The 22,109-nt window shown below is 71.7% G+C and carries 22 protein-coding genes; 10 read left to right on the forward strand and 12 right to left on the reverse strand.

The genetic code is table 11. The features are described from left to right. Positions 1-73 precede the first annotated feature (73 nt). Genes LL946_RS04400 through LL946_RS04410 form a run of 3 tightly spaced genes read right to left on the reverse strand, consistent with a single transcriptional unit; the run spans position 74 to position 3,415 of the window. A complete protein-coding gene (locus LL946_RS04400) occupies positions 74-739 on the reverse strand; it encodes an ArsR/SmtB family transcription factor (RefSeq protein ID WP_404385169.1) in 666 nt (221 codons plus the stop codon). Further along, positions 732-2,060 carry an MFS transporter gene (locus LL946_RS04405; protein WP_404385171.1) on the reverse strand — a complete coding sequence of 443 codons (1,329 nt, stop codon included), beginning with the start codon at positions 2,058-2,060 and terminating at the stop codon, positions 732-734. Before LL946_RS04405 ends, LL946_RS04400 begins: the two co-directional genes overlap by 8 nt. Further along, positions 2,057-3,415: a rhodanese-like domain-containing protein gene (locus LL946_RS04410; protein ID WP_404385173.1), complete on the reverse strand. Its 1,359-nt coding sequence runs from the start codon at positions 3,413-3,415 to the stop codon at positions 2,057-2,059. Before LL946_RS04410 ends, LL946_RS04405 begins: the two co-directional genes overlap by 4 nt. 291 nt (positions 3,416-3,706) lie before the next feature. Here LL946_RS04410 and LL946_RS04415 point away from each other — a divergent pair, with 291 nt between their 5' ends. The 3 genes from LL946_RS04415 to LL946_RS04425 are packed head-to-tail and all read left to right on the forward strand — an operon-like array spanning position 3,707 to position 5,658. Further along, a complete protein-coding gene (locus tag LL946_RS04415; protein ID WP_404385175.1) occupies positions 3,707-4,573 on the forward strand; it encodes a GNAT family N-acetyltransferase in 867 nt (288 codons plus the stop codon). Positions 4,574-4,626: 53 nt separating this feature from the next. Then, positions 4,627-5,070 carry a hypothetical protein gene (locus LL946_RS04420; protein ID WP_404385177.1) on the forward strand — a complete coding sequence of 148 codons (444 nt, stop codon included), beginning with the start codon at positions 4,627-4,629 and terminating at the stop codon, positions 5,068-5,070. A 45-nt stretch (positions 5,071-5,115) separates the two neighbouring features. Beyond that, positions 5,116-5,658 (forward strand): hypothetical protein, encoded by a 543-nt coding sequence (locus tag LL946_RS04425; RefSeq protein WP_404385179.1) that lies wholly within the window; start codon positions 5,116-5,118, stop codon positions 5,656-5,658. A 29-nt stretch (positions 5,659-5,687) separates the two neighbouring features. On the opposite strand, the gene LL946_RS04430 is transcribed toward LL946_RS04425, so the two are convergent. The 3 genes from LL946_RS04430 to LL946_RS04440 form a co-directional block, all read right to left on the reverse strand. Next, the gene (locus LL946_RS04430) at positions 5,688-6,509 is read right to left on the reverse strand and encodes a hypothetical protein (RefSeq protein WP_404385181.1); all 822 of its coding nucleotides are present in this window, start codon (positions 6,507-6,509) and stop codon (positions 5,688-5,690) included. A gap of 61 nt (positions 6,510-6,570) precedes the next feature. Continuing rightward, positions 6,571-6,942 carry a zf-TFIIB domain-containing protein gene (locus tag LL946_RS04435; protein WP_404385183.1) on the reverse strand — a complete coding sequence of 124 codons (372 nt, stop codon included), beginning with the start codon at positions 6,940-6,942 and terminating at the stop codon, positions 6,571-6,573. 131 nt (positions 6,943-7,073) lie between these two features. Continuing rightward, positions 7,074-7,799: a lysostaphin resistance A-like protein gene (locus LL946_RS04440; protein WP_404385185.1), complete on the reverse strand. Its 726-nt coding sequence runs from the start codon at positions 7,797-7,799 to the stop codon at positions 7,074-7,076. 22 nt (positions 7,800-7,821) lie between these two features. Between LL946_RS04440 and LL946_RS04445 the strand changes: the two genes are divergently transcribed. Next, positions 7,822-8,817 (forward strand): NAD(P)H-binding protein, encoded by a 996-nt coding sequence (locus LL946_RS04445; RefSeq protein ID WP_404385187.1) that lies wholly within the window; start codon positions 7,822-7,824, stop codon positions 8,815-8,817. 9 nt (positions 8,818-8,826) lie between these two features. Here the strand turns inward: LL946_RS04445 and LL946_RS04450 are convergent, their stop codons facing one another. The 3 genes from LL946_RS04450 to LL946_RS04460 are packed head-to-tail and all read right to left on the reverse strand — an operon-like array spanning position 8,827 to position 12,124. Next, positions 8,827-10,062 carry a class I SAM-dependent methyltransferase gene (locus tag LL946_RS04450; RefSeq protein WP_404385189.1) on the reverse strand — a complete coding sequence of 412 codons (1,236 nt, stop codon included), beginning with the start codon at positions 10,060-10,062 and terminating at the stop codon, positions 8,827-8,829. Beyond that, entirely contained in the window at positions 10,059-10,847 is a 789-nt protein-coding gene (locus LL946_RS04455; RefSeq protein WP_404385191.1) for a DUF1365 domain-containing protein, read from the reverse strand. The genes LL946_RS04450 and LL946_RS04455 overlap by 4 nt, the downstream gene beginning before the upstream one ends. Continuing rightward, positions 10,844-12,124 carry an NAD(P)/FAD-dependent oxidoreductase gene (locus LL946_RS04460; protein WP_404385193.1) on the reverse strand — a complete coding sequence of 427 codons (1,281 nt, stop codon included), beginning with the start codon at positions 12,122-12,124 and terminating at the stop codon, positions 10,844-10,846. Before LL946_RS04460 ends, LL946_RS04455 begins: the two co-directional genes overlap by 4 nt. Before the next feature lie 90 nt (positions 12,125-12,214). On the opposite strand from LL946_RS04460, the gene LL946_RS04465 reads away from it, so the two are divergent. The 3 genes from LL946_RS04465 to LL946_RS04475 all read left to right on the forward strand — a co-directional run bounded on the left by LL946_RS04465 (position 12,215) and on the right by LL946_RS04475 (position 15,039). Next, positions 12,215-13,504, forward strand: a complete 1,290-nt coding sequence (locus tag LL946_RS04465; RefSeq protein ID WP_404385195.1) for a class I SAM-dependent methyltransferase — start codon at positions 12,215-12,217, stop codon at positions 13,502-13,504. Then, entirely contained in the window at positions 13,504-14,295 is a 792-nt protein-coding gene (locus LL946_RS04470) for a DUF1295 domain-containing protein (RefSeq protein ID WP_404385197.1), read from the forward strand. Before LL946_RS04465 ends, LL946_RS04470 begins: the two co-directional genes overlap by 1 nt. A gap of 117 nt (positions 14,296-14,412) precedes the next feature. Then, complete coding sequence (locus LL946_RS04475) at positions 14,413-15,039, forward strand: hypothetical protein (RefSeq protein ID WP_404385199.1); 627 nt, start codon at positions 14,413-14,415, stop codon at positions 15,037-15,039. Between the two features lie 60 nt (positions 15,040-15,099). On the opposite strand, the gene LL946_RS04480 is transcribed toward LL946_RS04475, so the two are convergent. From LL946_RS04480 to LL946_RS04490, 3 genes are all read right to left on the reverse strand, one after another. Further along, positions 15,100-16,176, reverse strand: a complete 1,077-nt coding sequence (locus tag LL946_RS04480; protein ID WP_404385201.1) for an S-adenosylmethionine:tRNA ribosyltransferase-isomerase — start codon at positions 16,174-16,176, stop codon at positions 15,100-15,102. A gap of 4 nt (positions 16,177-16,180) precedes the next feature. Next, positions 16,181-16,915 carry an SDR family oxidoreductase gene (locus LL946_RS04485; RefSeq protein ID WP_404385203.1) on the reverse strand — a complete coding sequence of 245 codons (735 nt, stop codon included), beginning with the start codon at positions 16,913-16,915 and terminating at the stop codon, positions 16,181-16,183. A 103-nt stretch (positions 16,916-17,018) separates the two neighbouring features. Next, positions 17,019-18,272 carry a DUF445 domain-containing protein gene (locus LL946_RS04490; protein ID WP_404385205.1) on the reverse strand — a complete coding sequence of 418 codons (1,254 nt, stop codon included), beginning with the start codon at positions 18,270-18,272 and terminating at the stop codon, positions 17,019-17,021. Positions 18,273-18,312: 40 nt separating this feature from the next. On the opposite strand from LL946_RS04490, the gene LL946_RS04495 reads away from it, so the two are divergent. From LL946_RS04495 to LL946_RS04505, 3 genes are read left to right on the forward strand one after another with little or no spacing between them, the layout of a single operon-like run. Then, the gene (locus LL946_RS04495) at positions 18,313-19,749 is read left to right on the forward strand and encodes a GuaB1 family IMP dehydrogenase-related protein (protein WP_404385207.1); all 1,437 of its coding nucleotides are present in this window, start codon (positions 18,313-18,315) and stop codon (positions 19,747-19,749) included. A 16-nt stretch (positions 19,750-19,765) separates the two neighbouring features. Beyond that, positions 19,766-20,737, forward strand: coding sequence for a hypothetical protein (locus LL946_RS04500; protein ID WP_404385209.1), 972 nt, complete (start codon positions 19,766-19,768; stop codon positions 20,735-20,737). A 3-nt stretch (positions 20,738-20,740) separates the two neighbouring features. Then, entirely contained in the window at positions 20,741-21,940 is a 1,200-nt protein-coding gene (locus LL946_RS04505; RefSeq protein ID WP_404385211.1) for a cysteine desulfurase-like protein, read from the forward strand. The last annotated feature ends 169 nt before the right edge of the window (positions 21,941-22,109 follow it).

Here is a 22,109-nt window from a genome sequence, read left to right on the forward strand (position 1 = left end):
GAGTTGCCCGCTCACGGGCGGTCGAGTTGGCCGGCCGCCCAGGGGTGGCGTCGTCGACTGCCGCCGTGGGTGGTCAGGCTGCGCCGCTCTGCTCCAAGAGGCCGGCCAGACGCCATTCGAGGGCCCCTTCAGCGGCGCGGCGGGCGGTGAACCCCTGTGCTGCGAGCAGCCGGGCCGCGTCGTGGGCCAGGACGCAGTACTGGCCGCGGCAGTAGGCGACGATCTCCGTGCCCTGGGGCAGCTCGGAGATCCTGTCGGCCAGCTCCTCCATCGGGATGTTCAGGGCACCCGGCAGGTGTGCCGCGTCGAACTCGGCTCTCGGGCGCACATCCAGCAGCAAAGTGTGGGCGTCCTTGAGGCGGCGCCGGAGCTCGGCCGTGTCGACGGCTTCGGTGTCCTCCGGGCCCAGGTAGGCGCGACGTGCGACTTCGGTGTGCGGCCGCCGCTGTTGCGCCACCTGGCGCAGGGTTGCCCACAGGTCCGCCACGTCGTCGCCGGCGAGGGCGTAGTAGATCCGCTTCCCGGCTCGTCGCGTGGCGACCAGACCCGCTTCGCGCAGGATCTGCAGGTGCGCCGAGCAGGTACTCATGCCAAGGTCGGCGGCCGCGGCGAGGTCCTCGACGCTGCGGGCTCCCTGCGCCAACAGGTCGAGCAGCTCCAACCGTTTGGGGTTGCCGAGGACCTTGCCGACGGCGGCGAACTCTGCGAAGAGGGCGTCCTTGGCCCTGCGCTCACCCATGGTGCTCCTCCTGGCTGTCCACCGGTGTCGGCTCGGCCGTCCGGTTCGGGTGATGGGTCTCGTACATTCTCACCGCCACGACGAACCCGGACACGGCGGTCAGCGCGGCGACGACCCACACGGCGGCACGAACTCCAAGGAGGTCGGCGACGATTCCGGCCAGCAGCGCCCCGACTGCGAAACCTCCGTCGCGCCAGAGCCGGTAGATGCCCACGGAGCGGGCGCGCCACGCAGGGTGCGCCACGTCGCCGATGGATGCCAGCAGGGTGGGGTAGACCATGGCGGTTCCCGCCCCGAGCAGGACAGCGGCGACGGCCCAGGCGGTGAACGCGTCAGCGAGGGCGACGAGGCCGAGGGCGACGGCTTGGAGCCACATTCCTGCGACGATGAGCCACTTGCGGCCCCACCGGTCGGAGAGGGCTCCGGTGACCAGTTGCCCGGCACCCCACACGGCCGGGTAGAGCGCCGCGAGGATGCCGATCCGGGACACGGACAGGCCAGCACCGGCGAACAGGATGGGGAACAGGCCCCAGGCGAGCCCGTCGTTGAGGTTGTTGACCAGTCCGGCCTGGCTGGCCGAGGAGAGCGCCGGGTCGCGGAAGCTGGTCTGGGTGAAGACCTGCCGGCCGGTCAGCTCCCCGTGGAGGTGGTCGTGCTTGCCGTCGGCCCGGGCGACATGGTTGGCCGCCTCGAGGTGGGCGTGGCCGCGCGTCTCGCGCACCGTGAGGGTGGACAGGCCCAAGCCGAGGGCAGCGAAGGCCACGCCGAGCAGGAAGGGCGCCGGCCGCAGTCCGTAAGTCTGTGCCAGGTAGCCGGTGACCAACGCGGTGACGGCAACTGCGGCATACCCGGCCGCCTCGTTGAGGCCCATGGCCAGGCCTCGGCGAGCGGGTCCGACCAGGTCGATCTTCATCACGACGGTGGTCGACCAGGTCAGTCCCTGGCTGATGCCCAGCAGGACGTTGGCAAAGATGACCCAGCCCCACGACGGTGCCCAGATGAGCAGCAGGGGCACCGGGACGGCAACGAGCCAACCGGCGACCAGCACGGGCTTGCGCCCCCAGCGGTCCGACCAGGTGCCTGCGAAGTAGTTGGTCGCCGCCTTGGTGAGACCGAACACCAGAATGAAGGTGAGGCCGGCGGTGTAGGCCCGCAGACCGAACTCCCGCTCGCCCAGGAGGGGCAGGACGGTCCGCTCCTGGCCGAGCATGCCGCCGACGAGGGCGTTGACGGCGACGAGCAGGGCGAACTGTGCGGCGTTCTGGCGCAACCCCAGTTGGATGGGCCGGTCGTTCGTGGTCTTCGGTGTGGTTGCGCTCATCGGCCGACCTCCAGGCTGCGGCCGGTGGTCTTCGCCCAGTCATCGGGGCCGCCGGCCAGGACGGCGACGTCGGGCTTGCCGGAGCGCTGCAGGAGGCTGGCCGCTCCCATGGCGCGCTCACCGTGTCCGCACATGACCACGGTGGGCCCTGTGGGCAGGTCGCCGAGGTGGCTGTGCAGGCGGCCGAGCTCCACGTGTTCGGCCTGTGGCACGTGGCCGGAGGCGAACTCGCTGTCCTGCCTGATGTCCAGCACATGCCGGCCGGCGACGGCGTCGGCTTCGACGAGCGGGATGGAGGAGGTGGCCCCCGCCGCTGCGGTCCACGCGGGCAGGCCGCCGGCGAGCTCACCGATGATGCTGTCGAAGCCGATCTTGCGGGCCTGCCACAGCGCCTCTGCGGGGTCCTGGTCGGCGTCCCGGACGATGACCACCGACGCGTCGGCGTCGATGAGCCACCCGAGCCAGGTGGCGAACGCATCCCGTAACGGGATCGAGACGGCACCGGGCACGTGCTGTTCGGAGAAGGCCTGGATGGGTCGCACGTCGACCACCACGGCACCCTCAGCAACCAAGGAACGGACCTGGGCAGGCTGGAGCGCCGGCATGGTGTCACCACTGACCAGCTCGGGGCCTCGTCGGTTGAGCTCGGGCAGGCGGAGGAAGTACGGCGGGAAGGTGCCCAGTGACCCCAGCAGCTGCTTCACGAAGGCGTCTTCGTCCGGGGCCCGCAACAGGGAGTTCGTGGCCCGTTCGGTGCCGACCGTGGTGGTGCGCTCCGCTCCCGGAGGGGCCGAGCAGAAGGACCCGGCGCCATGGGTCGGCCATACCGCCACGTGGTCGTCGAGCCGGGCGAGGCGTTGCAGTGACCGGTACTGGGCCCGAGCCAGCTCCTCGGTCCGCTCCGGGGACACCAGGTCGGTCCGCGCCGCGGACCCGACGATGAGCGAGCCCCCGGTGAAGACGCCCACCGTGGTAGCCCCGTCCAGGACCTCGAAGGAGATGTGCTCGTGCGTGTGGCCCGGAGTGGCCAACGTCCGCAACGTGAGGCCCCCGAGGTCGACCTCATCCCCCTCCTGCAGAGGCCGGTGGGGGAACTCTCGCTCACCTGCGGCGGAGGCCAACACCGTGGCGCCGTCACTGGCAGCAAGCTGCACGGCCCCGGACATGAAGTCGGCATGCAGGTGGGTGTCGGCAGCGAAGGCCACCGTCAGCCCCCGACGCTCGGCCGTCCGCCGCAAGGCGCGCAGGTCCCGACTGGTGTCCACAGCCAGGGCGCGACCATCGCCGAGACTCAGGAGGTAGGCGGAGTTGCCCAACCCCTCGTCGACCAGCGGTACCAGATCGATGTCACTCACGACAGCTGCCTCTCACGTCGGACGGGTCTCGATCCATCATTCCACAGATTTATGGATCGTCTTTTCACTGATCGGTGAGCCCTTTCTTCACTGGCTCAAGCGCGGCTTCGCCGCGACGCGGGGCCGCGCGATGGGGCCCCGCCCTGGGGCCCCGCGCGCAGCCGGTCACCAACCAGCACCGGCTGGACGCGAGCAGGTGTGGCCAAGTGCTTGGATGGGCCATGGCCGACGACACCCCACGACGCAGCCTCTTCTGGCTCGTCCACGGGTCGGCTGGGAGCTGAGGCTCTCGTGTCGACCCTCTCCTGGCGGCCTCTCAGCGACGAGGACCTCCCCGCACTGACCCACCTCGCGTCTCGATGCCTCGAGCGTGACGGGGGCCTGCCCCTCCTCGCCACCGACGAGCTGCTGCGCCAGCTCTTCAGGAGTGGACCGTCGATCGGCGGGTGGGACGAGACGGGCGAGCTCATCGCGGCAGCCAGTGCCTTCCGCGACGGCTCCGGTCGCCGGGCGGTCACGGGTCTGGTGCATCCCTCGACGCGGTCGCAGGGCCTCGCCGCCGAGCTCCTCAAGTGGTGTCGAGACCACTTCGGCGAGTCTCCGCTGAGAGTCGTCGTGGAGACGACCTCCCCCGAATCCGAGCGCTTCTTCGCCGACATCGGGCTGCGTCGCACGTTCGCCGAGCACGTCATGCGACACCCCTTGGTCGACATCCCGAGAGTGGCCCGTCCGCCCGGTCTGCAGGTCTACCCCTGGACCGAGGACACGGTGGGGCTGTTCCACACTGCCTTCATCCAGTCGTTCGCCACGCGCCCCGGTTTCACCAACACCCCGAAGGATGTCTGGGTCGCCCAGACCGCCGAGGACGAGGGTTTCCGGCCAGAGCTGAGTCGCGTGGCGCTCGACAGCGGCGGCCGCGTCGCCGGCTTCGTCACGATCAGCGACAACTGGATCGACCAGGTCGGCGTGGTTCCCCCGTGGCGTGGACGAGGTCTCGGGGCACACCTCGTGGTCCGGTCCCTGAGGTCGGCGCGCAAGGCGGGCTGGACGGAGTCGTGGCTCGCGGTCAACGTCGACAACCCGGCCCACGACCTCTACCTCCGGCTCGGCTACGTCGATGCCGGACTGCGCGCGCGCTACGAGGAAGCCAGACCCTGACCTCGCGTGGCGCGACCTGCTCAACGCACGTGCATCACCTCTAGCATCAAAGGATGAAGTCTGTCGACGACGCCCACGCCCGCCCCGACGGCACGAGTGACGCGACGGTCGAGGCCGTCGGCAAGCTGTCGGAGGCCTTCGAGGTCATCGAGGAGGCCCGCGGCTCGCTCTATGCCTTCCACCGCAACCTCGGTCGCGCCGACCTCACCCTCGGTGAGGCGGTCGACAAGCTGCGAGCCGCCGGCCACACCGACCTCGCCGACGAGATCGAGACCGACCTCCTGGGCCGCAACGTCCTCGCCGGACGATGGACCTTCCAGGTCGTCGAGGAGTTCGACGACGGCTACTACTCCGCCTTCCGGGATCACGACCGTCGAGTCCGCGAGGCCCTCATGGACGGCCGGCGGCACGTGTTCGAGGCCGAGATGAAGGAGGAGCGGCGCACCCACGGACGCGCCGGTCACGAGGCGACCCCGGACGAGCCCGCCGGAAGTTGATCGAACGTGCACGCCCGGTGGTGCGGGTGCTGCACGATCGTCGCCATGGGCATCGACGTCGTCTTCCACTCCGCCCCTGATGACGAGACCGCAGCCGCAGCCCAGCAGGCACCGGGTGGGCCCCTCGGCTGGTCACGCCCCGCGCAGACCCCACGTCCGCGGTGGTGGCGCCGGACGACGCCCGTCGTCGAGGACCCGGCGCCGGTGTGCGATGGCTTCCTCACCCGCGGGTACGACGGAGTCGTCACCATGGGGACTCTCGAGGAGCTGCTGACGGGCCGCCCCTACGACGACCTCGAGCGCGACCCGCGGTGGGGAGGGCCCGTCGGCCACCAGTCGCCGGACGACAACCGCGGTGGCTGCACCCTCACGACGACGCTGCGCGATGCGCTGGCCGAGGCCGACGACGCACAGCTCTCCTACGTGGTCGAGCCGTGGGCTCACACGGAGGAGCTGGCGCCGACCGACGGTGGCGCCGTGCACGAGCTCGATCTCGCTGCCCACCTCGAGTTCCTGCACGCGCTGCGCGACCTCGCGCGTCGGGCCAAGGCGTCCGACCACGGGCTCTACTGGTACTTCGAGCTCTGACCGAACCACTGGCTCGATCCGAGCCGGCGTCACAGGGGCAGCGGGATGCCCAGCGACCGCAGGAACTCGGCGCCGAACCCGAGCACGAGACCGGCGAGCAGCGCACCGAAGAACCCCACCACACCGGTGAGGCGCCGCCTCAGGGGCGGGTCGGGGCGGGGACGGATCCCGATGAGCTCGAGGACGGCATACGCGACGAAGCCCAGGGCGACCGGGGAGTTGAGGAGCACCCAGAACCAGAACCAGCGCGTCCCGACACGAGGAGCCGGACCGGCCACGAGGAGGACGAGGACGAGAAGTCCGCCGGCCACGACGTAGCCCTGGAGCGGCGGCCCCTGCGAGAACTCGTAGGGCCTCATCGGCACCTGGGCCGCACGCAGCTGCGCGACGAGGGCCGTGGACTCCTCGGTGGCGGTCTCCCGGAAGTCGTCCCCCACCGAGGACACGTCCGTCTGGGCCGCGACGTGCCAGCCGGGCGATCCCCACGTGCGCCAGACGAGGATGCCGCCGAGGGGGTCGCCCTCGGGTGGCATGAACCCGCCCTCCATGGGCTCGTCCAGGTCGCCTCGCACGGTCGACGACGGAGCGCTCAGGAGGTCGAGCGGGCCCGACTCGAGCTGCTCCGAGGCATACCACTGGTGCACCGAGCCGTCAGCGATGTCCGCCCGGAGCTGCTCGAAGGTCGAGGGCCGCAGGCCCGTCGGCCACGCCATGACGAGGAGCAGCGCCACGGTTGCGACGACCGCTCCTCCGAGCGCGACGACGAGCCGCTGCTGCCACGGTGTCGAGGTGCGTGCTGCCGCCTCCGCACTCACGGCCCCCGCCTCGATGTCACCCGCTCCCACGGTCATGGGTGAAGCGTGGCACGACAGACCCCCGCTGAACAGGACTTCAGCGGGGGTCGGTGGCAGGTCAGTCGAAGAGCTCGGAGAGGAAGGACTTCTTGCGCCGGTAGCCGGGCTGCCCGTAGTAGCCCTTGCCGGGCGAGGACGAGTAGCGCGGGGCCTGGCCGTAGTGCTGGGCCGCCGGCTGTCCATAGGGACCCTGCCCGTATGCCGGCTGCTGCGGTGCCGCTGCCGGTGGCGCCTGCTGCTGGGGCGGGGCCTGGGGCGGGGCCTGGGCCGACTGCTGCTGGTGCCAGGCGTTCTCGGCGTTGACGAGGGCCTCGAGCTCACCGCGGTCGAGGAAGAGGCCACCGCAGCCGGTGCACTGGTCGACGTGGACCTGGTTGCGTTCGTAGTTGCGCATCTCTGACGCGCACTTCGGGCAGGTGAGAGTGCTCATGCCGCCTCAACGAACGAGACGCCGCCATCGTCCCGAACCCACCGCGACTTCTTGCCCCACCACCACCGAAATGGTCCCAAAAACGGGCGAATCCGGTGGTCCAGGGGCAAGAAGTCGCGGCGCGGGGCGGGTCAGCGGGCGGCGTCGAGGACGACCGGGAGCAGGAAGAGCATCCCCATCGACCACGTGAGGTGGGTGACGATCGGCCCCAGGATCCCGCCCGTGACGCGCCGCTGGAGCCCCACGACCGCACCGACGAGCGCAGCCGCGAGGACGAGGAGCGGGATGCCCGACCCCGCGCACACCAGCGCGTAGACGACGGTCGTCACGAGGACCGCGTGCCGCCGCCCGACCGCGGCGAACAGCGAGCCCCGGTAGAAGAGCTCCTCGGCGACGCCGTTGATCGCCGTGATGACGGCGACGACGGTGAGCGACCCGAACCGGGCGTGGTCGAGCAGCCGGTCGACCGGCTCACGCAGGACCGGGACCCGGGCCACGGCGACGGCGCCGATGAGGAACAGACCGAGCAGCATCAGGCCCAGGACGAGCGACTGCACCACGGAGCGGCTGGGCCGGTCGCCGGCACGGGTGTGGGCCCGGCCCAGGTGCAACGGACCCGAGAGGAGCGCCCCGAAGCCCCAGACCCCGGCCAGAGCGAGCGTCGCCGGGTAGAAGAGGTCGTTACCGGGCTCGATCCGCAGCGCCCAGGCGTTGACGAGGAGACCGACGACGAGGGTCACCGCTGCCACGATCCGTCGCCGCCGAAACGCCCGGTCGCTCTCCGTGTGGTCGCGCGGCACCGGCTCCACGAGGGCAGCGTTGATGAATCTTCGCAGTTCACCGACCGGATTCGCCATGACGAGTGAGACGATGCCACAGATGACTTCCCCCCAGCAGCCCCGTGTCCTCGTGACAGGTGCGACCGGCTACATCGGGTCCCGCCTCGTCCCCGTGCTCCTCGACGCCGGGCTGGAGGTGCGCGTGCTCACGCGCTCGGCCGACCGGCTGCGGGCCCGCAAGTGGGCCGACGACGTCGAGGTCGTCGAGGGCGACGCCACCTCGCGCCAGGACCTCGAGACGGCACTGGAGGGCATCGACGTCGCCTACTACCTCCTGCATTCCATGGACGGCAAGGACGACTTCGAGGAGCGCGACCGTGAGCTGGCGCGGACGTTCGGGCTCGCCGCCCAGGGCGCCGGCGTCGGGCGCATCGTCTACCTCTCGGGGCTCCACCCGGACCACGGGCACCTGTCGGCACACCTCGCCTCACGCGTGGAGGTCGGCGACCTCCTCATGGCGTCGGGCGTCCCGACGGTCGTGCTCCAAGCCGCGATCATCATCGGCTCCGGGTCGGCGTCGTTCGAGATGCTGCGCCACCTCACCAAGAAGCTGCCGGTCATGGTGACGCCCAAGTGGGTCAACAACCGGATCCAGCCGATCGCCATCGCCGATGTCCTGCACTACCTGCTCGGCGCCGCGACGATGGAGGGCCAGGTCAACCGCACCTTCGACATCGGCGGGCCCGAGGTGCTCACCTACCGCCAGATGATCCAGCGCTATGCCGCCGTCGCCGGCCTGCGCGCCCGGGCCATCCAGACCGTCCCCGTCCTCACGCCGGGCCTGGCGAGCCACTGGGTCGGCTTCGTCACCCCGGTCCCCGCCGGCATCGCGAAACCGCTGGTGGGCAGCCTCATCCACGAGGTCGTGTGCCAGGAGGACGAGATCGACGACGTCGTCGGACCGCCGGCGGACGGCAAGACCGGCTTCGACGACGCGGTGCGAGCCGCCCTCGGTGGGGTGGCCAAGGACAGGCCGGAGCCGGGCACGGTGGACCCGGCCCGTCTCACCGCGGCCGACCCCGACTGGGCCGGCTGAGCCCGCGCCTCAGTCGCGGCGCATCGTCACCTGGGCGACGTCGAGGTAGCCCGAGGCGAACCCGGCCTCGCAGTAGGCGAGGTAGAACTCCCACATGCGCTTGAACGTCTCGTCGAAGCCGCCGCCCTCGATCTTCGGCCAGGCCTCCAGGAAGGTCATCCGCCACCGGCGCAGCGTCTCGGCGTAGTCGCCGCCGAAGGCCCGCACACCCCGAACCCGCAGATCCGTATGCCGTCCGGTCACCTCCGAGATCGCGTCCAGCGAGGGGATGAGGCCGCCGGGGAAGATGTACTTCTGGATCCACCCGTACGAGTTGCGGGTGGCGAGGTAGCGGTCGTGACCCATGAGGATGGCCTGGACGACGGCCGTCCCGCCCTCCGCGAGCAGCGAGTCGATCGCGGAGAAGTAGGTCGGCCAGTACTCCTCCCCCACCGCCTCGATCATCTCGACCGAGACGACGGCGTCGAACTGCCCCGACACCTCGCGGTAGTCCTGGAGCCGCACCTCGACGCGGTCGGAGAGCCCGGCGGCAGCGATGCGCTCGCGGGCCAGCGCCTGCTGCTCACGCGAGAGGGTGATCGACAGGACGTCGGCGCCACGGGCAGCCGCGCGCAGTGCGAGCTCGCCCCAGCCCGTCCCGATCTCGAGGACCCGCGACCCGGACGTCACGCCGGCGGAGTCGAGGATCGCGTCGATCTTGCGGTGCTGGGCCTCGACGAGGTCCTGGTCGGCGAGAGGGCGGCTGTGGTCGAAGAGCGCCGACGAGTAGGACATCGTCGGGTCGAGGAAGGCCGCGAAGAGGTCGTTGGACAGGTCGTAGTGCGCCTCGATGTTCGACCTGCTGCCGTGCAGGGTGTTGCGGGTGGCGGCAGGCAGCGCGCGGTCGACGACCCGGCGCATCGAGAGCACCGGCTTGGGCAGCAGCCGACCCATGCGGGCCGCGAAGGGCAGCAACGCCTGGGCAAGGTCGGTGCCGGGAGCGGCACGCCAGTCGCCGGCCATGTAGCCCTCACCGAGGCCGATCTTGGGGTGCTGCTCGACGCGGCGATACAGCGCCGCCGGGCGCACGACGTCGAGCGTCGGGGCGTCCTCGCCACCTCCGCCGACGTGGGAGCCGTCGGGGTAGCGGAGACGGACCGGCACGCCCTCGACGATGCGGTGGACGAGGGCTCGCGCCACTGCTCCGCGGGTGAACAGCGTTCGGGCGGAGGGGATCTCGAGCGACGGCAGGATTTCGGAGGTCATCGGACACTCTCCTCTGAAGGGGCGGGACGGCTCTGGACGGGGAGGCGGCGAGCCCACAGCCGGATGCCGTGCATCCGGATGAGGGCGCTCACCCGTTGGGTCATGAGGGGGTGGCGGGCGACGGTGCGCACGACCGACGCCGGCGTGGCGGGGACGACCGCGCCGTCGACGACGGCGGTGAGGACGAGCTCGCCCTCGCGGTGCAGGCGGATGCCCACGGACACCCGCTCCGCGTCGAGGTGGAAGCGGATGGCGTACTCACCCGAGGTGTCGTTGAAGGGCGAGACGTAGAAGTCCTTGTCCACCGAGGCGGCGCCGCTGGGATCGGGGCGGACGGCATACGCATGGCGTCCGCCGTAGGTGTTGTGCACCTCGACGACGACGCCGCGCAACGAACCGTCCGCGGTGAGGCACCAGTAGGCGGTCATGGGGTCGAAGACGTGGCCGAGGACGCGGGCGTGCGTCAGGGCGACGACCCGGGTCACGCCCTCTGCCGGAATGCCGGCCCGCTCGAGGCAGCGCAGGACGTTCGCCTTGAGCTCGGGCAGGGTCGCCGCTCCCGCGAGGTGGTCCTGCGGGCGGAAGCTCGCGACCGGTCGCACGCAGGCCGGCAGCCGCGGTGGCTCGTCGAGGTCGAGGAGCCACTGGTAGTGCCGGTGGCTGAAGGTGTGGCGCATCGGCGTGTGGCGGGTGTGGTGGACCTGGCCCACGACGAGGGCGGGGAGCGAAGGGAGCGTGGGGTGCGTCTGCGGTCGGGCAGCGGCGCGCTCACGGGTCTCGGTCATGACCACCCGACTCCCAGTGCCCGTGCCGCCTCGACCCCCGAACGGCAGCCGTCCTCGTGGAACCCCCAGCCCCAGTGCGCCCCCGCGAAGGCCGTCCGGGACGTGGTGATCTGGTCACGCCGACGCTGCGCCATGACGGCGTCGAGGTCGTGGATCGGGTGGGCGTAGTCCATGACGGCGACGACCTTGGCCGGGTCGATGAGCGCAGTGGCGTTGAGGGTGACGTAGAGCGGGTCGGCCGATGGCAGGCCCATGAGCCGGGTCATGTCGTAGGTGACGACCGGGCCGGTCGTCCCGGCGTCGTGGCCGGGACGCGCGACGCGGTAGTTCCACGAGGCCCGCGCCCAGCGAGCCGACGGCAGGAGCGAGGCGTCGCGGTGCAGGACTGTCTCGTTGCGCGAGTAGCGGAAGGCGCCCAGGACCTCCTTCTCGGCCGGGGTGGCGTCGACGAGGAGGTCGAGGGCGTCGTCGGCATGCGTCGCGACGACGACGTGGTCGAAGCGCTCGGCGCCGCGGCGGGTGGTGACCGTGACGCCGTCGTCGTCGCGCTCGACGGCCAGGACCCCATGTCCACGGCGGACGTCTCCGAGCCGCGCCGCCAGGGCCTCGACGTAGGTCGCTGACCCGCCCACGACGGTGCGCCACTGCGGTGATCCCGTGACGCTGAGCATGCCGTGGTGGTCGAGGAACTGGAACAGGTAGCGCGCCGGGTAGTCCATGGCGTCGCCGCGCCCGCTGGACCACACGCACGAGACGAGCGGGACGGCATACAACTCGACGAAGCTCTCGGGGAACGCCCGTGCGGCGATGAACTGCCCGTAGGTGGTCTGGTCCTCGTCGTCGGTCGCCGCGAGGAAGGCGGCGGCCTCGGCGTGGAACCGGCGGACCGAGCGCAGCATCGTGACGAAGTCGCGCGAGAGCAGCTGGCGCGGCCGGGCGAGGAAGCCCGTGACGCCGCGACCGCCGGCGTACTGGAGGCCGGAGGCGGGGTCGACGATCGACATCGACATCTCGGTGTCGCGGACCTCGATGCCGAGTTCGTCGAACAGTCGCTGCAGGTGGGGGTAGGTGCGGTCGTTGTGCACGATGAAGCCCGAGTCCACCCGGACCTGCCCGTCACCGGACGCGATCGTGTGGGTGTGGGCGTGCCCGCCGAGCCGGTCCTCGGACTCGAAGAGGGTGACGCGGTGCTGCTGCGAGAGCACGTGGGCGGCGGTCAGGCCGGAGACTCCGGAGCCGACGACGGCGGTGCGTGGGGCAGCGTCAGTCGAGGTCATGCCGTCCATTCGTGGCGCCGGGGGATTTGGATTGGATTCGGGTCCATCTTCGCCCGACCCGACCCCAATCCACGACAGAGGGGACACCGAATGTCGACCGTGAGCACCTCGTCACCTGATCTCGCCCTGCGCATCGCCGACGCCCTGGTCCCCCTCCTGGGTGGACCGCTGCCCGTGGGGCTCCGGGTCTGGGACGGCTCACGGGCAGGGCCGGAGGAGGGGCCGGTCCTGGTCCTGCGCTCGCCCCGCGCCCTGCAGCGGCTGCTCTGGTCGCCGGGCGAGCTGGGCGCGGCCCAGGCCTACGTCACGGGTGAGCTCGACGTCGAGGGCGACGTCGGGGAGGCGCTGGACGTCACCCGGGCCACCCTGTGGGCGCGTGGCGTGACCGGCGCGGGGTTCGGTGTGCTCGCCCGCACGGCACCGCGCCTCGTGGCCCTGGCACGCGAGCTCGGGGCGCTCGGCGGTCCGCTGCCCGCGCCGCCGAGCCAGGCGCGGCTGCGCGGTCGGCTGCACTCCCTCGGGAGGGACCGGTCGGCGATCAGCCACCACTACGACCTCTCCAACGCGTTCTACGACCTGCTCCTCGACGACCACATGGCCTACTCGTCCGCGTGGTGGAGCGACGACCCGTCCGACTCCGGGCAGTCGCTCGAGTCCGCGCAGGCGGCCAAGCTCGACCTCGTCTGCCGCAAGATCGGCCTGCGTGAGGGATCGCGCTTCCTCGACGTGGGCTGTGGCTGGGGCTCCCTCTCCCTGTATGCCGCGGAGCACTTCGGCGCGCAGGTCACCGGGGTGACCATCGCGGCGGAGCAGAAGCGCTTCATCGACGCGCGGATCCGCGAGCGCGGGCTCGAGGACCGTGTCGAGATCCGGCTCGAGGACTACCGCGACGTCGTCGACGGCCCCTACGACGCGGCGGCCTCGCTCGAGATGGGTGAGCACGTCGGTCAGGCGAACTACCCGGCCTACGTCTCGGTCCTGCGCGACTCGGTGAAGCCCGGAGGGCACGTCCTCGTCCAGCAGATGTCGCGCCGGGGCCGGCACCCCGGCGGCGGGCCGTTCATCGAGTCGTTCATCGCCCCCGACATGCACATGCGACCCGTCGGCGAGACGATCGAGCTCCTCGAGGCCGGCGGCCTGGAGGTGCGGGACGTCCATGCGATCCGTGAGCACTACGTCTGGACCATCGCCGCGTGGCTCGACACCTTCGAGAAGAACTGGTCGGCCGTCGTCGAGCTCGTCGGTGAGGAGGTCGCGCGGGTGTGGCGGCTCTACCTCGTCGGTGGCGGGCAGGCGTTCCGGGACGGGCGGATGGGTGTGGACCAGATCCTCGCGCGCCGGCCCGGCGGTGCACCCGTGGCCCATGAGACGGTGCGCTGATGAGCCGCTTCCTCATGGTCACCCTGCTCTCGCTCGCCACCGCGGCCCTCGTCATGGGCGTGACCGCGCTCATCGCGAAGCGGCTCGGCAAGGTCAGCGTCGTCGACATCGCCTGGGGGCTCGTCTTCGTGGCGATCGCCTGGGTCTGCACGCTCGGGTCGGGTGGGCCCCGGCCGCTGCTCCTCGCCGTGCTCGTCACGGTGTGGGGCGTGCGCCTCGCGTGGCACATCCGCCGCCGGGCCCTCGGAGCCGGCGAGGACCCGCGCTACGAGAAGCTCCTGTCTGCGGCGCCGCCCGAGCGCCGGTTCGCCTACGCCGTCCGCCGGGTCTTCCTCGTCCAGGGGCTCGCGGCATACCTCGTCTCGATGCCCCTCCAGGTCGCGGCGGCCGCCGACGCGAAGCCCCTCGGCTGGGTCGCGGCGCTCGGCGTGCTCGTCTTCGTCGTGGGCGTCGGCTTCGAGGCCATCGGCGACGCGCAGCTCGCGCGCTTCAAGGCCGACCCGGCCAACAAGGGCAGGATCATGGACCGGGGGCTGTGGGCGTGGACGCGTCACCCGAACTACTTCGGCGACTCAGCCGTGTGGTGGGGGCTGTGGATCATCGCGGCCGAGGTGTGGCCCGCGGTGCTGACCATCTTCTCGCCGGTGATCATGACGTACTTCCTCGCCTTCGCGACCGGGGCTCGGCTGCTCGAGTCCGAGATGGCCAAGCGCCCCGGCTACCCCGAGTACATGCAGCGCACGTCCATGTTCTTCCCCCTCCCGCCGAAGCGGTCCGGCGGGGTCGGCTGAGGCGTCCTCCCTGTTCAGCGCCCTTTTTGCCCCGGCGCTGGGCCACCGGTGGCCCCGGAATGTCATTACCTTCGAGGTGAGGACCAATCCTCACGTCATCGAAGGAGAGTGATCCGAATGGACCCGATCTGGTGGTGGGTCATCGCAGCGATCGTCCTGATCGCGCTGGTGGTGCTGCTCGTCCCGCAGATGCGCAGGCGCCAGGAGGACTCGCGGCGACAGCAGGCCGCCGAGGTCCGCGAGGAGGCCCAGTCGCAGTCACAGGTCGTGCGTGAGCGCGAGGCCCATGCTGCGCAGGCCGAGGCCCAGGCCCGACAGGCCCGTGCGGAGGCGGACCAGAAGCTCGCCGAGGCCGAGAAGCTCGAGACCGAGGGCGCCCGCCGGGGCGAGACCGCGGCTGCTGCCCGCTCCGACTACGACGAGAAGCTGCAGCGCGCCGACGAGATCGACCCGGACGTCGACGCCGACGGCCGGCGTGACGACGGTGTGGGCCGAACGGCCGACGGCGTCGACCGCGACGGCTTCGGTGACGGTGACGGTGACGGTCGGCTCGACCGCGGCGACGTCAACCGTGACGGCTTCGGTGACGGCGACGGCCGCCTCGACCGCGACGACCTCCGTCGGCGTGACGTCGCGCAGGACGACCTGCGGGACCGTGACGGCCTCGGTGACGGTGACGGTCGGCTCGACCGCGACGACCTTCCCGGTCGCGACAGCAGGAGCGACGTGCGTCGCGACGTCTGACGCGTCTGCCCCTCGACACCCCGTATGCCGGACGGCATACGGGGTGTCGTCCGTCCCGGCTCAGCGGGAGGGCAGCAGCAGGGCCGAGTCCCCGAACTCGTGCCAGAGGTACCCGTGCTCCACGGCCGCGTCGTAGGCGGCCTGCGTCAGGTCGGCGCCGGCGATGGACTCCACGAGGAGCAGGTGCGAGGCGTGCGGGTCGTGCCAGCCCGTGATGAGTCCGTCCACGACACGTGCGGGCTCGTCCGGTGAGATGACGCGGTCGGTCCAGCCGCGCGCGGCCTCCATCCGTCCGCCGGGCGTGACCGCCGACTCGAGGGCACGCGTGACCGTCGTCCCGACGGCGATCACCCGGCCACCGGTGGCACGGGTGGCGTTGACCAGCCGCGCGGTCGTCTCGGGCACCACGAAGCGCTCCGTCTGCGGAGCCTCCCCGGCCTCCTGCGACGACACACCGGTGTGCAGGGTGACGGGCGCGACCCCCACGCCGCCCGCGACGAGCCGCGTGATGGTCGAGTCGGTGAACGGCCGCCCGGCAGAGGGCATCTCGGCGCTGCCCGGCACCGTGCTGAACACGCTCTGGTAGTCCGAGAGCGGGTACCGCCGGTCGAGGTAGCCGTACGCGATCGGGCGTCCGTGCCGCCGCAGATCCTTTGGCAGGTCACCGTCGACGCTCGCGCGCCACAACCGGTTGCCGGCACCGGTCGGCGACGACTGCGGCCGCGGATACGGGTCCACCAGGGTCAGCAGGACCGACCCCACCTCGACCACCTCCCCGCCGACGGCGTCGAGGATCGGCGCGGACGCATCGGGCGCCGTGCGGAGCTCGATGACCCAGGTGCCGTCGTCGAGGGGAGTCGCCACGTGGACGACGACCGCGCCGTGGTCGCGCCGGTGGCCTCGCCGGACACCGTCGACCTGTGCGGCGATCGTCGCCGAGTTGTTGATGACGACGAGGTCGCCGGGCGCCACGTGGTCCGGCAGGTCGCTGAAGTGCGCGTGGGTGATCCGGTGGTGGGAGGCCACCATGAGCCGGACACCGTCGCGCGCGACCCCTCGCGCCTCCGCGGGTGCCGGTGCGGTCGTGTCGTCGGGCGCACCGAAACGCGTGGTCGGGGTGCTCGTGAGCACGGTCATCGAGTCAGACCCCCTCGGCGACGACGTGGGCGAGGTCGGCGGGGGCGGGGGCGGCGGGGGCGGGGGCGGCGAAATCCGCGGCCCGGTAGCGCCCGGACGTCGGCCGCACCGCGAGGAGCCCCAGCAGGTGCGGCACGACGGTCTCGGGCAGCGGCCGGTCGGAGATGTCCTCGCCCGGGAAGGCGTCCTGGTGCATCTGCGTGCGCATGTCACCGGGGTCGACGGCGTATGCCGTGAGGCCCGTCTCCTGGCCGTAGGTCAGCGTCACGTGGTCCAGACCCGCCTTGGACGCGCCATACAGCCCCCAGCCCTCGTAGTGCTCGACCGCGGCGTCCGAGGAGATGGACACGAGGACCCCGTCTGCGGCCCTGAGCGCGGGCAGCAGAGCCGCGGTGAGCACCAGCGGCGCCCCGACGTTGGTCTGCCACACGGTGCGGAGATCCTCGATCCTCATCGTCTCGAGCGGCCTCAGGGGCGAAGGCCCCAGGGTGCTGGCGTTGTGCACGAGCAGGTCGAGCCCTCCGCGGTCGGTGACGGCGCGGAGCAGCTCGTCCCGGTGTGCGGCGTCGGTGACGTCGCCCGCCAGCGCGACCACGTCCCCAGCGAGGCCGGCGACGGCCGAGTGCAGCCGGTCGGCGTCACGGCCGTCGGTGACGACGGTCCATCCCCGGGCGGCCAGGGCTCGGACGATCTCAAGGCCCAGTCCGGCGGACCCACCGGTGATGAGGGCGACTGACATGGTGTGCTCCTTCGGCTTCGTGGTGCGGTGAAGCCATGCTTGAACCTCAAGCCCACTTGAGGTCAAGACCGCCGGTCGGTGCGACGGGTCGAGCGTGGGCGGCTCAGCCGAGGGTGGAGCTCAGAGCGTGGATGACGATCCCGGCGAGCGCGCCGACGATCGTGCCGTTGATCCGGATGAACTGGAGGTCGCGGCCCACGTGCAGCTCGATCCGCTCCGCCGCCTCGCGGCCGTCCCACTGGTCGACTGTCACCGAGATGACCTCGGCGAGCTCGGAGCCGTAGGTGTTGACGAAGAACGACACCGCCTCGCCGAGGTGGCCCTCGAGCCGCGAGCGCCACGGCTCGTCCTCGACGAGGTGGCGCCCGAGGTGCTCGAGCAGCTCGTCGCCGCGGACGTGGAAGTACGACGTGGGGTCGTCCATCGCCGTCTCGAGCGCGGACGCGAAGGAGCGCCACAGCCCCACGGCGGTCTCCGGCACTTGCGGGTGCGACAGGAGGCGCTCCTTGAGCGACTCGGCCTGCGCCATGACCTCGGGGTCGGTCTGCAGGTCCCGGGCGAGCCGCGTGAGCAGGTCGTCGAGGGCCACCCGGGCAGGGTGGCCGGGCGTCTCGCGGATGTCGCGCAGCCAGGTGAGCACCTGCTGGTAGCTCCACCCGATGACCCTGTCGTCGACCCACGGCGGCGACCACCACGGCGCCCGCTCGCCGATGACCGATGCGAACATGCCGGGGTTGTCGCGCAGCCAGTCGTGCAGCTGCTCGAGGCCGAGGTCGACCAGGCCGTGGTGGGTCTCCTCGTCGACGACGCCCTCGAGGAGCGACCCGGCGATGGGGGCGATCGGCTCCTTCGCCAGGCGCGGCAGGAGGAAGTCCTCGATGACCTCGCGCACGTCCTCGTCGGACAGCCGCCCCAGACCGGCGCGCGAGACCCGCACGACCTCCGTCATGACGCGCTGCCGGTGGGCGGGCACGGAGAGCCACCCGCCGAGCCGCTCCCCCACCCGGGCCGCGGCGAGGCGCTCGCGCGCGATCTCGTCGGTGAGGAAGTTCTCGGTGACGAAGTCCTGGAGGTTGCGCCCGATCTCGTTCTTGCGCTTGGGGATGATCGCCGTGTGCGGCACCGGCAGGCCCAGCGGGTGCCGGAACAGGGCGGTCACCGCGAACCAGTCTGCGAGCGCGCCCACCATGGCCGCCTCGGCGCCGGCGTTGACGTAGCCCAGCCACCCGGTCTCGTGACTCAAGGTCACGGCATACACGATGGCGGCGAGCACGAGCAACGCGAGCGCGAGCGCGCGCATGCGGCGCAGGCCCACGCGGCGCTCGGCGTCGGCGGGTGACGGGGCTAGGAGACTCACGGGCACGATCCTGCTACACGGGGCCTCCTACAGTGGGACCGTGCACTTCCTCAACGGTCTCCAGCCCCAGTTCGACCTCACCTATGACGACGTGTTCATGGTGCCGAACCGGTCCGACGTCACGAGCCGCCTCGACGTCGACCTGGGCACGGACGACGGGACCGGCACGACAATCCCGCTCGTCGTCGCCAACATGACCGCCGTGGCCGGACGCCGCATGGCCGAGACGACCGCGCGCCGCGGCGCGCTGACGATCATCCCGCAGGACATCCCGGTCGAGGTCGTCAGCGAGGTCATCGGCTGGACCAAGTCGCGCCACCTCGTCTTCGACACCGCGATCACCCTCGACCCGCACACCACGGTCGGCGAGGCCCAGGTCCTCCTCGGCAAGCGCGCGCACGGCGCGGCGGTCGTCACCGAGGGCGACCGGCCCGTCGGGCTCATCACCGAGAAGGACCTCAGTGGCGTCGACCGGTTCGTCCAGGTCCACGGCGTCATGTCCCGCGAGCTCGTCACCGTGCAGGACGACGTCGACGTCGTCGCCGCCTTCGACACCCTGAACGAGAGCCGCCGCCGACTGGCCCCGGTCGTCGCGTCGGACGGCACGCTCGTCGGCGTCCTCACCCGACAGGGCGCGTTGCGCGCGAACCTCTACTCCCCCGCCGTCGACGCCGACGGCTCCCTGCGCATCGGCGCGGCCGTCGGGATCAACGGCGACGTCGCGGGCAAGGCGGCCCAGCTGCTCGAGGCCGGCGCCGACGTCCTCGTCATCGACACCGCGCACGGTCACCAGCAGAAGATGATCGACGTCCTCAAGGCCGTGCGCGACCTCGACCCGAAGGTGCCGATCGTCGCCGGCAACGTCGTCAGCGCAGAGGGCACCCGGGCCCTCATCGACGCCGGGGCCGACATCGTCAAGGTCGGCGTCGGGCCGGGCGCCATGTGCACGACCCGGATGATGACCGCCGTCGGCCGGCCCCAGTTCTCGGCTGTCCTCGAGTGCGCCACCGCAGCGCGTGAGCTCGGCAAGCACGTCTGGGCCGACGGCGGGGTCCGCCACCCACGCGACGTCGCCCTCGCCCTGGCTGCCGGCGCCTCCAACGTCATGATCGGCTCGTGGTTCGCCGGCACGCTGGAGTCCCCGGGCGACCTCTTCACCGACGAGAAGGGCCGCCAGTTCAAGGAGTCCTTCGGCATGGCCTCGTCGCGCGCCGTCCGCAACCGCACGGCCGCCGACACGGCCTACGAGCGGGCCCGCAAGGCGATGTTCGAGGAGGGCATCAGCTCGGCCCGGATGTTCGTCGACCCGGCCCGACCGTCGGTCGAGGACGTCCTCGACGAGATCATCGCCGGGCTGCGGAGCAGCTGCACCTACGCCGGCGCCCGCACCCTCGCCGAGTTCCACGAGCGTGCCACGGTTGGCATCCAGAGCACCGCCGGCTTCGCCGAGGGGCGACCGCTGCACCAGTCCTGGTGACCGGGCGGGCTCGCGCGTGAGGTCCCGTCGCACGATCGCGTATGCCGTCGCTGCGGGCCTCGTGGTCGTCCTCACCGTCGTCGTCGGCTGGCTGACGACCCCGTCGACGGAGGGGCTGGAGGGCAGCTGGGAGACCGAGGCGGTCGACGGGGAGGTCCTCGGCGGACGTGCGCTCGTGGCGCGGGGGGCGAACGTCGCCATCGACCTCGTGACCGGCACGCGGATCACGCTCGGCTCGGTGAGCGGCGGCACGAGGGCCATCGGTGGCGGACGGCTCCTCATCATGCGCGAGTCCACGCTCGACGGCGCCGGCCTGGACGGCCAGTCACGATGGACCTGGCAGGGCCCGCCGGCGCACATCCTCACGCTCGTCGCGGCCGCCTCGACGACGACCGTCGTGCAGGCCTGCGGCGGCACCCCCGTGGCGTGCCGACTCATCGGCATCGGCCCCAACGGCAAGGAGTCGTGGCAGACGCAGCAGCCGACGGCCTCCGGCACCGCCTCCCCCGTCATCGGCACCGACGGCAACCTCCCGACCGTGGGCGCCCTGCCCACCAGCGACGGCACGGTCATCCTCCTCGACCCGGTCTCCAGCCGCATCGTGCTGCGTCCGCCGGCACGGGCCTCTGTCGGCCGCGACGGCGCGCTCACGCTCAGCGCCGACGAGGGCGGACAGTGCGTGCGCACGACCTTCGAGACCTTGGACCGGACGTCGACGAGCTCGACGACTGGAGCCTGCGGATCGTCCTCGCCGCCTGTCACGGGTGGGGAGGCGACCACCGTCGAGGCGACCCGCACCCGGGTGTGGTGGTGGCCGTTCGGCGACGGGAGGGCGACGCTCGAGGTGGGCGCGGGTCCCACGCTCCGGGTGGGCCGGCATACGGGCAGGGTCGTCGGAGGTGACCCGCTGCGGGCGCTGCGCACGGACGCCGAGGGCCTCACGGTGCGGGACGGCGACATGGTCCGGCGCTACACGTGGCAACGTTGAGCCATGACCTACGACGTGGTGGCCGTCCGTGAGCTCTTCCCGGCGCTGAGCGAGGGCGCGGCGCACTTCGACGGGCCCGGCGGCTCGCAGACGCCCCTCCCGGTCGCGGAGGCGGTGCGCGACACGCTCGTCTCGGCGATCTCCAACCGCGGCGACGTCACGGCGAGCGAGCGGCGCGCCGAGTCCGTCGTCGTCGAGGCGAGGGCCGCGATGGCCGACCTGCTTGGCGCCGACCCGCGTGGTGTGGTGTTCGGGCGGAGCGCAACCGCGCTGACCTACGACCTTTCGCGGGCGCTCGCGAAGACGTGGGAGCCCGGCGACGAGATCGTCGTCACGCGACTCGACCACGACTCCAACATCCGTCCGTGGGTCCAGGCGGCAGAGGCGGTCGGGGCTGTCGTCAGGTGGGCCGACTTCGAGCCAGACACCGGTGAGATGCACTCCGCCGCGGTGACCTCGCTGCTCACCGACCGGACCCGGCTCGTGGCGACGACCGCGGCCTCGAACCTCATCGGGACCAAGCCGCCGGTGTGCAAGATCGCGCGCGCCGTCCACGAGGTCGGAGCCCTGCACTGGGTCGACGGCGTCCACGCGACCGCCCACGCGTCGGTCGACCTCAGCGACCTCGGCGTCGACTTCTGGACGTGCTCGCCCTACAAGTTCCTCGGCCCGCACATCGGTGTGGTCGCCGCTGCCCCGGAGCTGCTCGAGACGCTGACGATGGACAAGCTGCTGCCATCGAGCAACGCGGTGCCGGAGCGGTTCGAGCTCGGGACGCTGCCCTACGAGCTGCTCGCCGGGACGACGGCTGCGGTCGAGGTGCTGGCCGGGCTGGACCCGTCGGCGACCGGGTCCCGGCGCGAGCGCATCCTCGCGGGGTTCGCGGCGCTGGAGGAGCACGAGCACCGGCTCCTCTCACGGTTGGAGGCCGGACTTCGCGGTATGCCGGCCGTCCGCCTCTACTCGAACGCTCGCAAGCGCACGCCCACCCTGCTCTTCACGGTGGAGGGGATGACGGCGCAGGAGGTGCGCCGCGGCCTGGCCGAGAGCGGCGTCAACGCACCGGCGTCGCACTTCTACGCGATCGAGGCCTCTCGCCACCTCGGCCTCGGCGACGAGGGCGGCGTGCGGGTCGGGCTGGCTCCCTACACGGACGACAGCGACATCGACCGCCTGCTGTCCGCCCTCGCCGACCTGGTCTGACCTCGGACTGCTGTTGGCGCGCCCGACGACCCTCCGGGGGGGTCACACAGGTGCCGTTCAACGCTGTGCACTGCTGCGCCCCACTGCAGCAGTGCACACTTTCGCCCTGCCCCGGCTGTGCACTGCTGCGCCCCACTGCAGCAGTGACACTCCCGACCTGCCCGGCTGT

This window comes from Knoellia locipacati (genome assembly GCF_044791685.1).
GTDB classification, from domain to species: domain Bacteria; phylum Actinomycetota; class Actinomycetes; order Actinomycetales; family Dermatophilaceae; genus Knoellia; species Knoellia locipacati_A.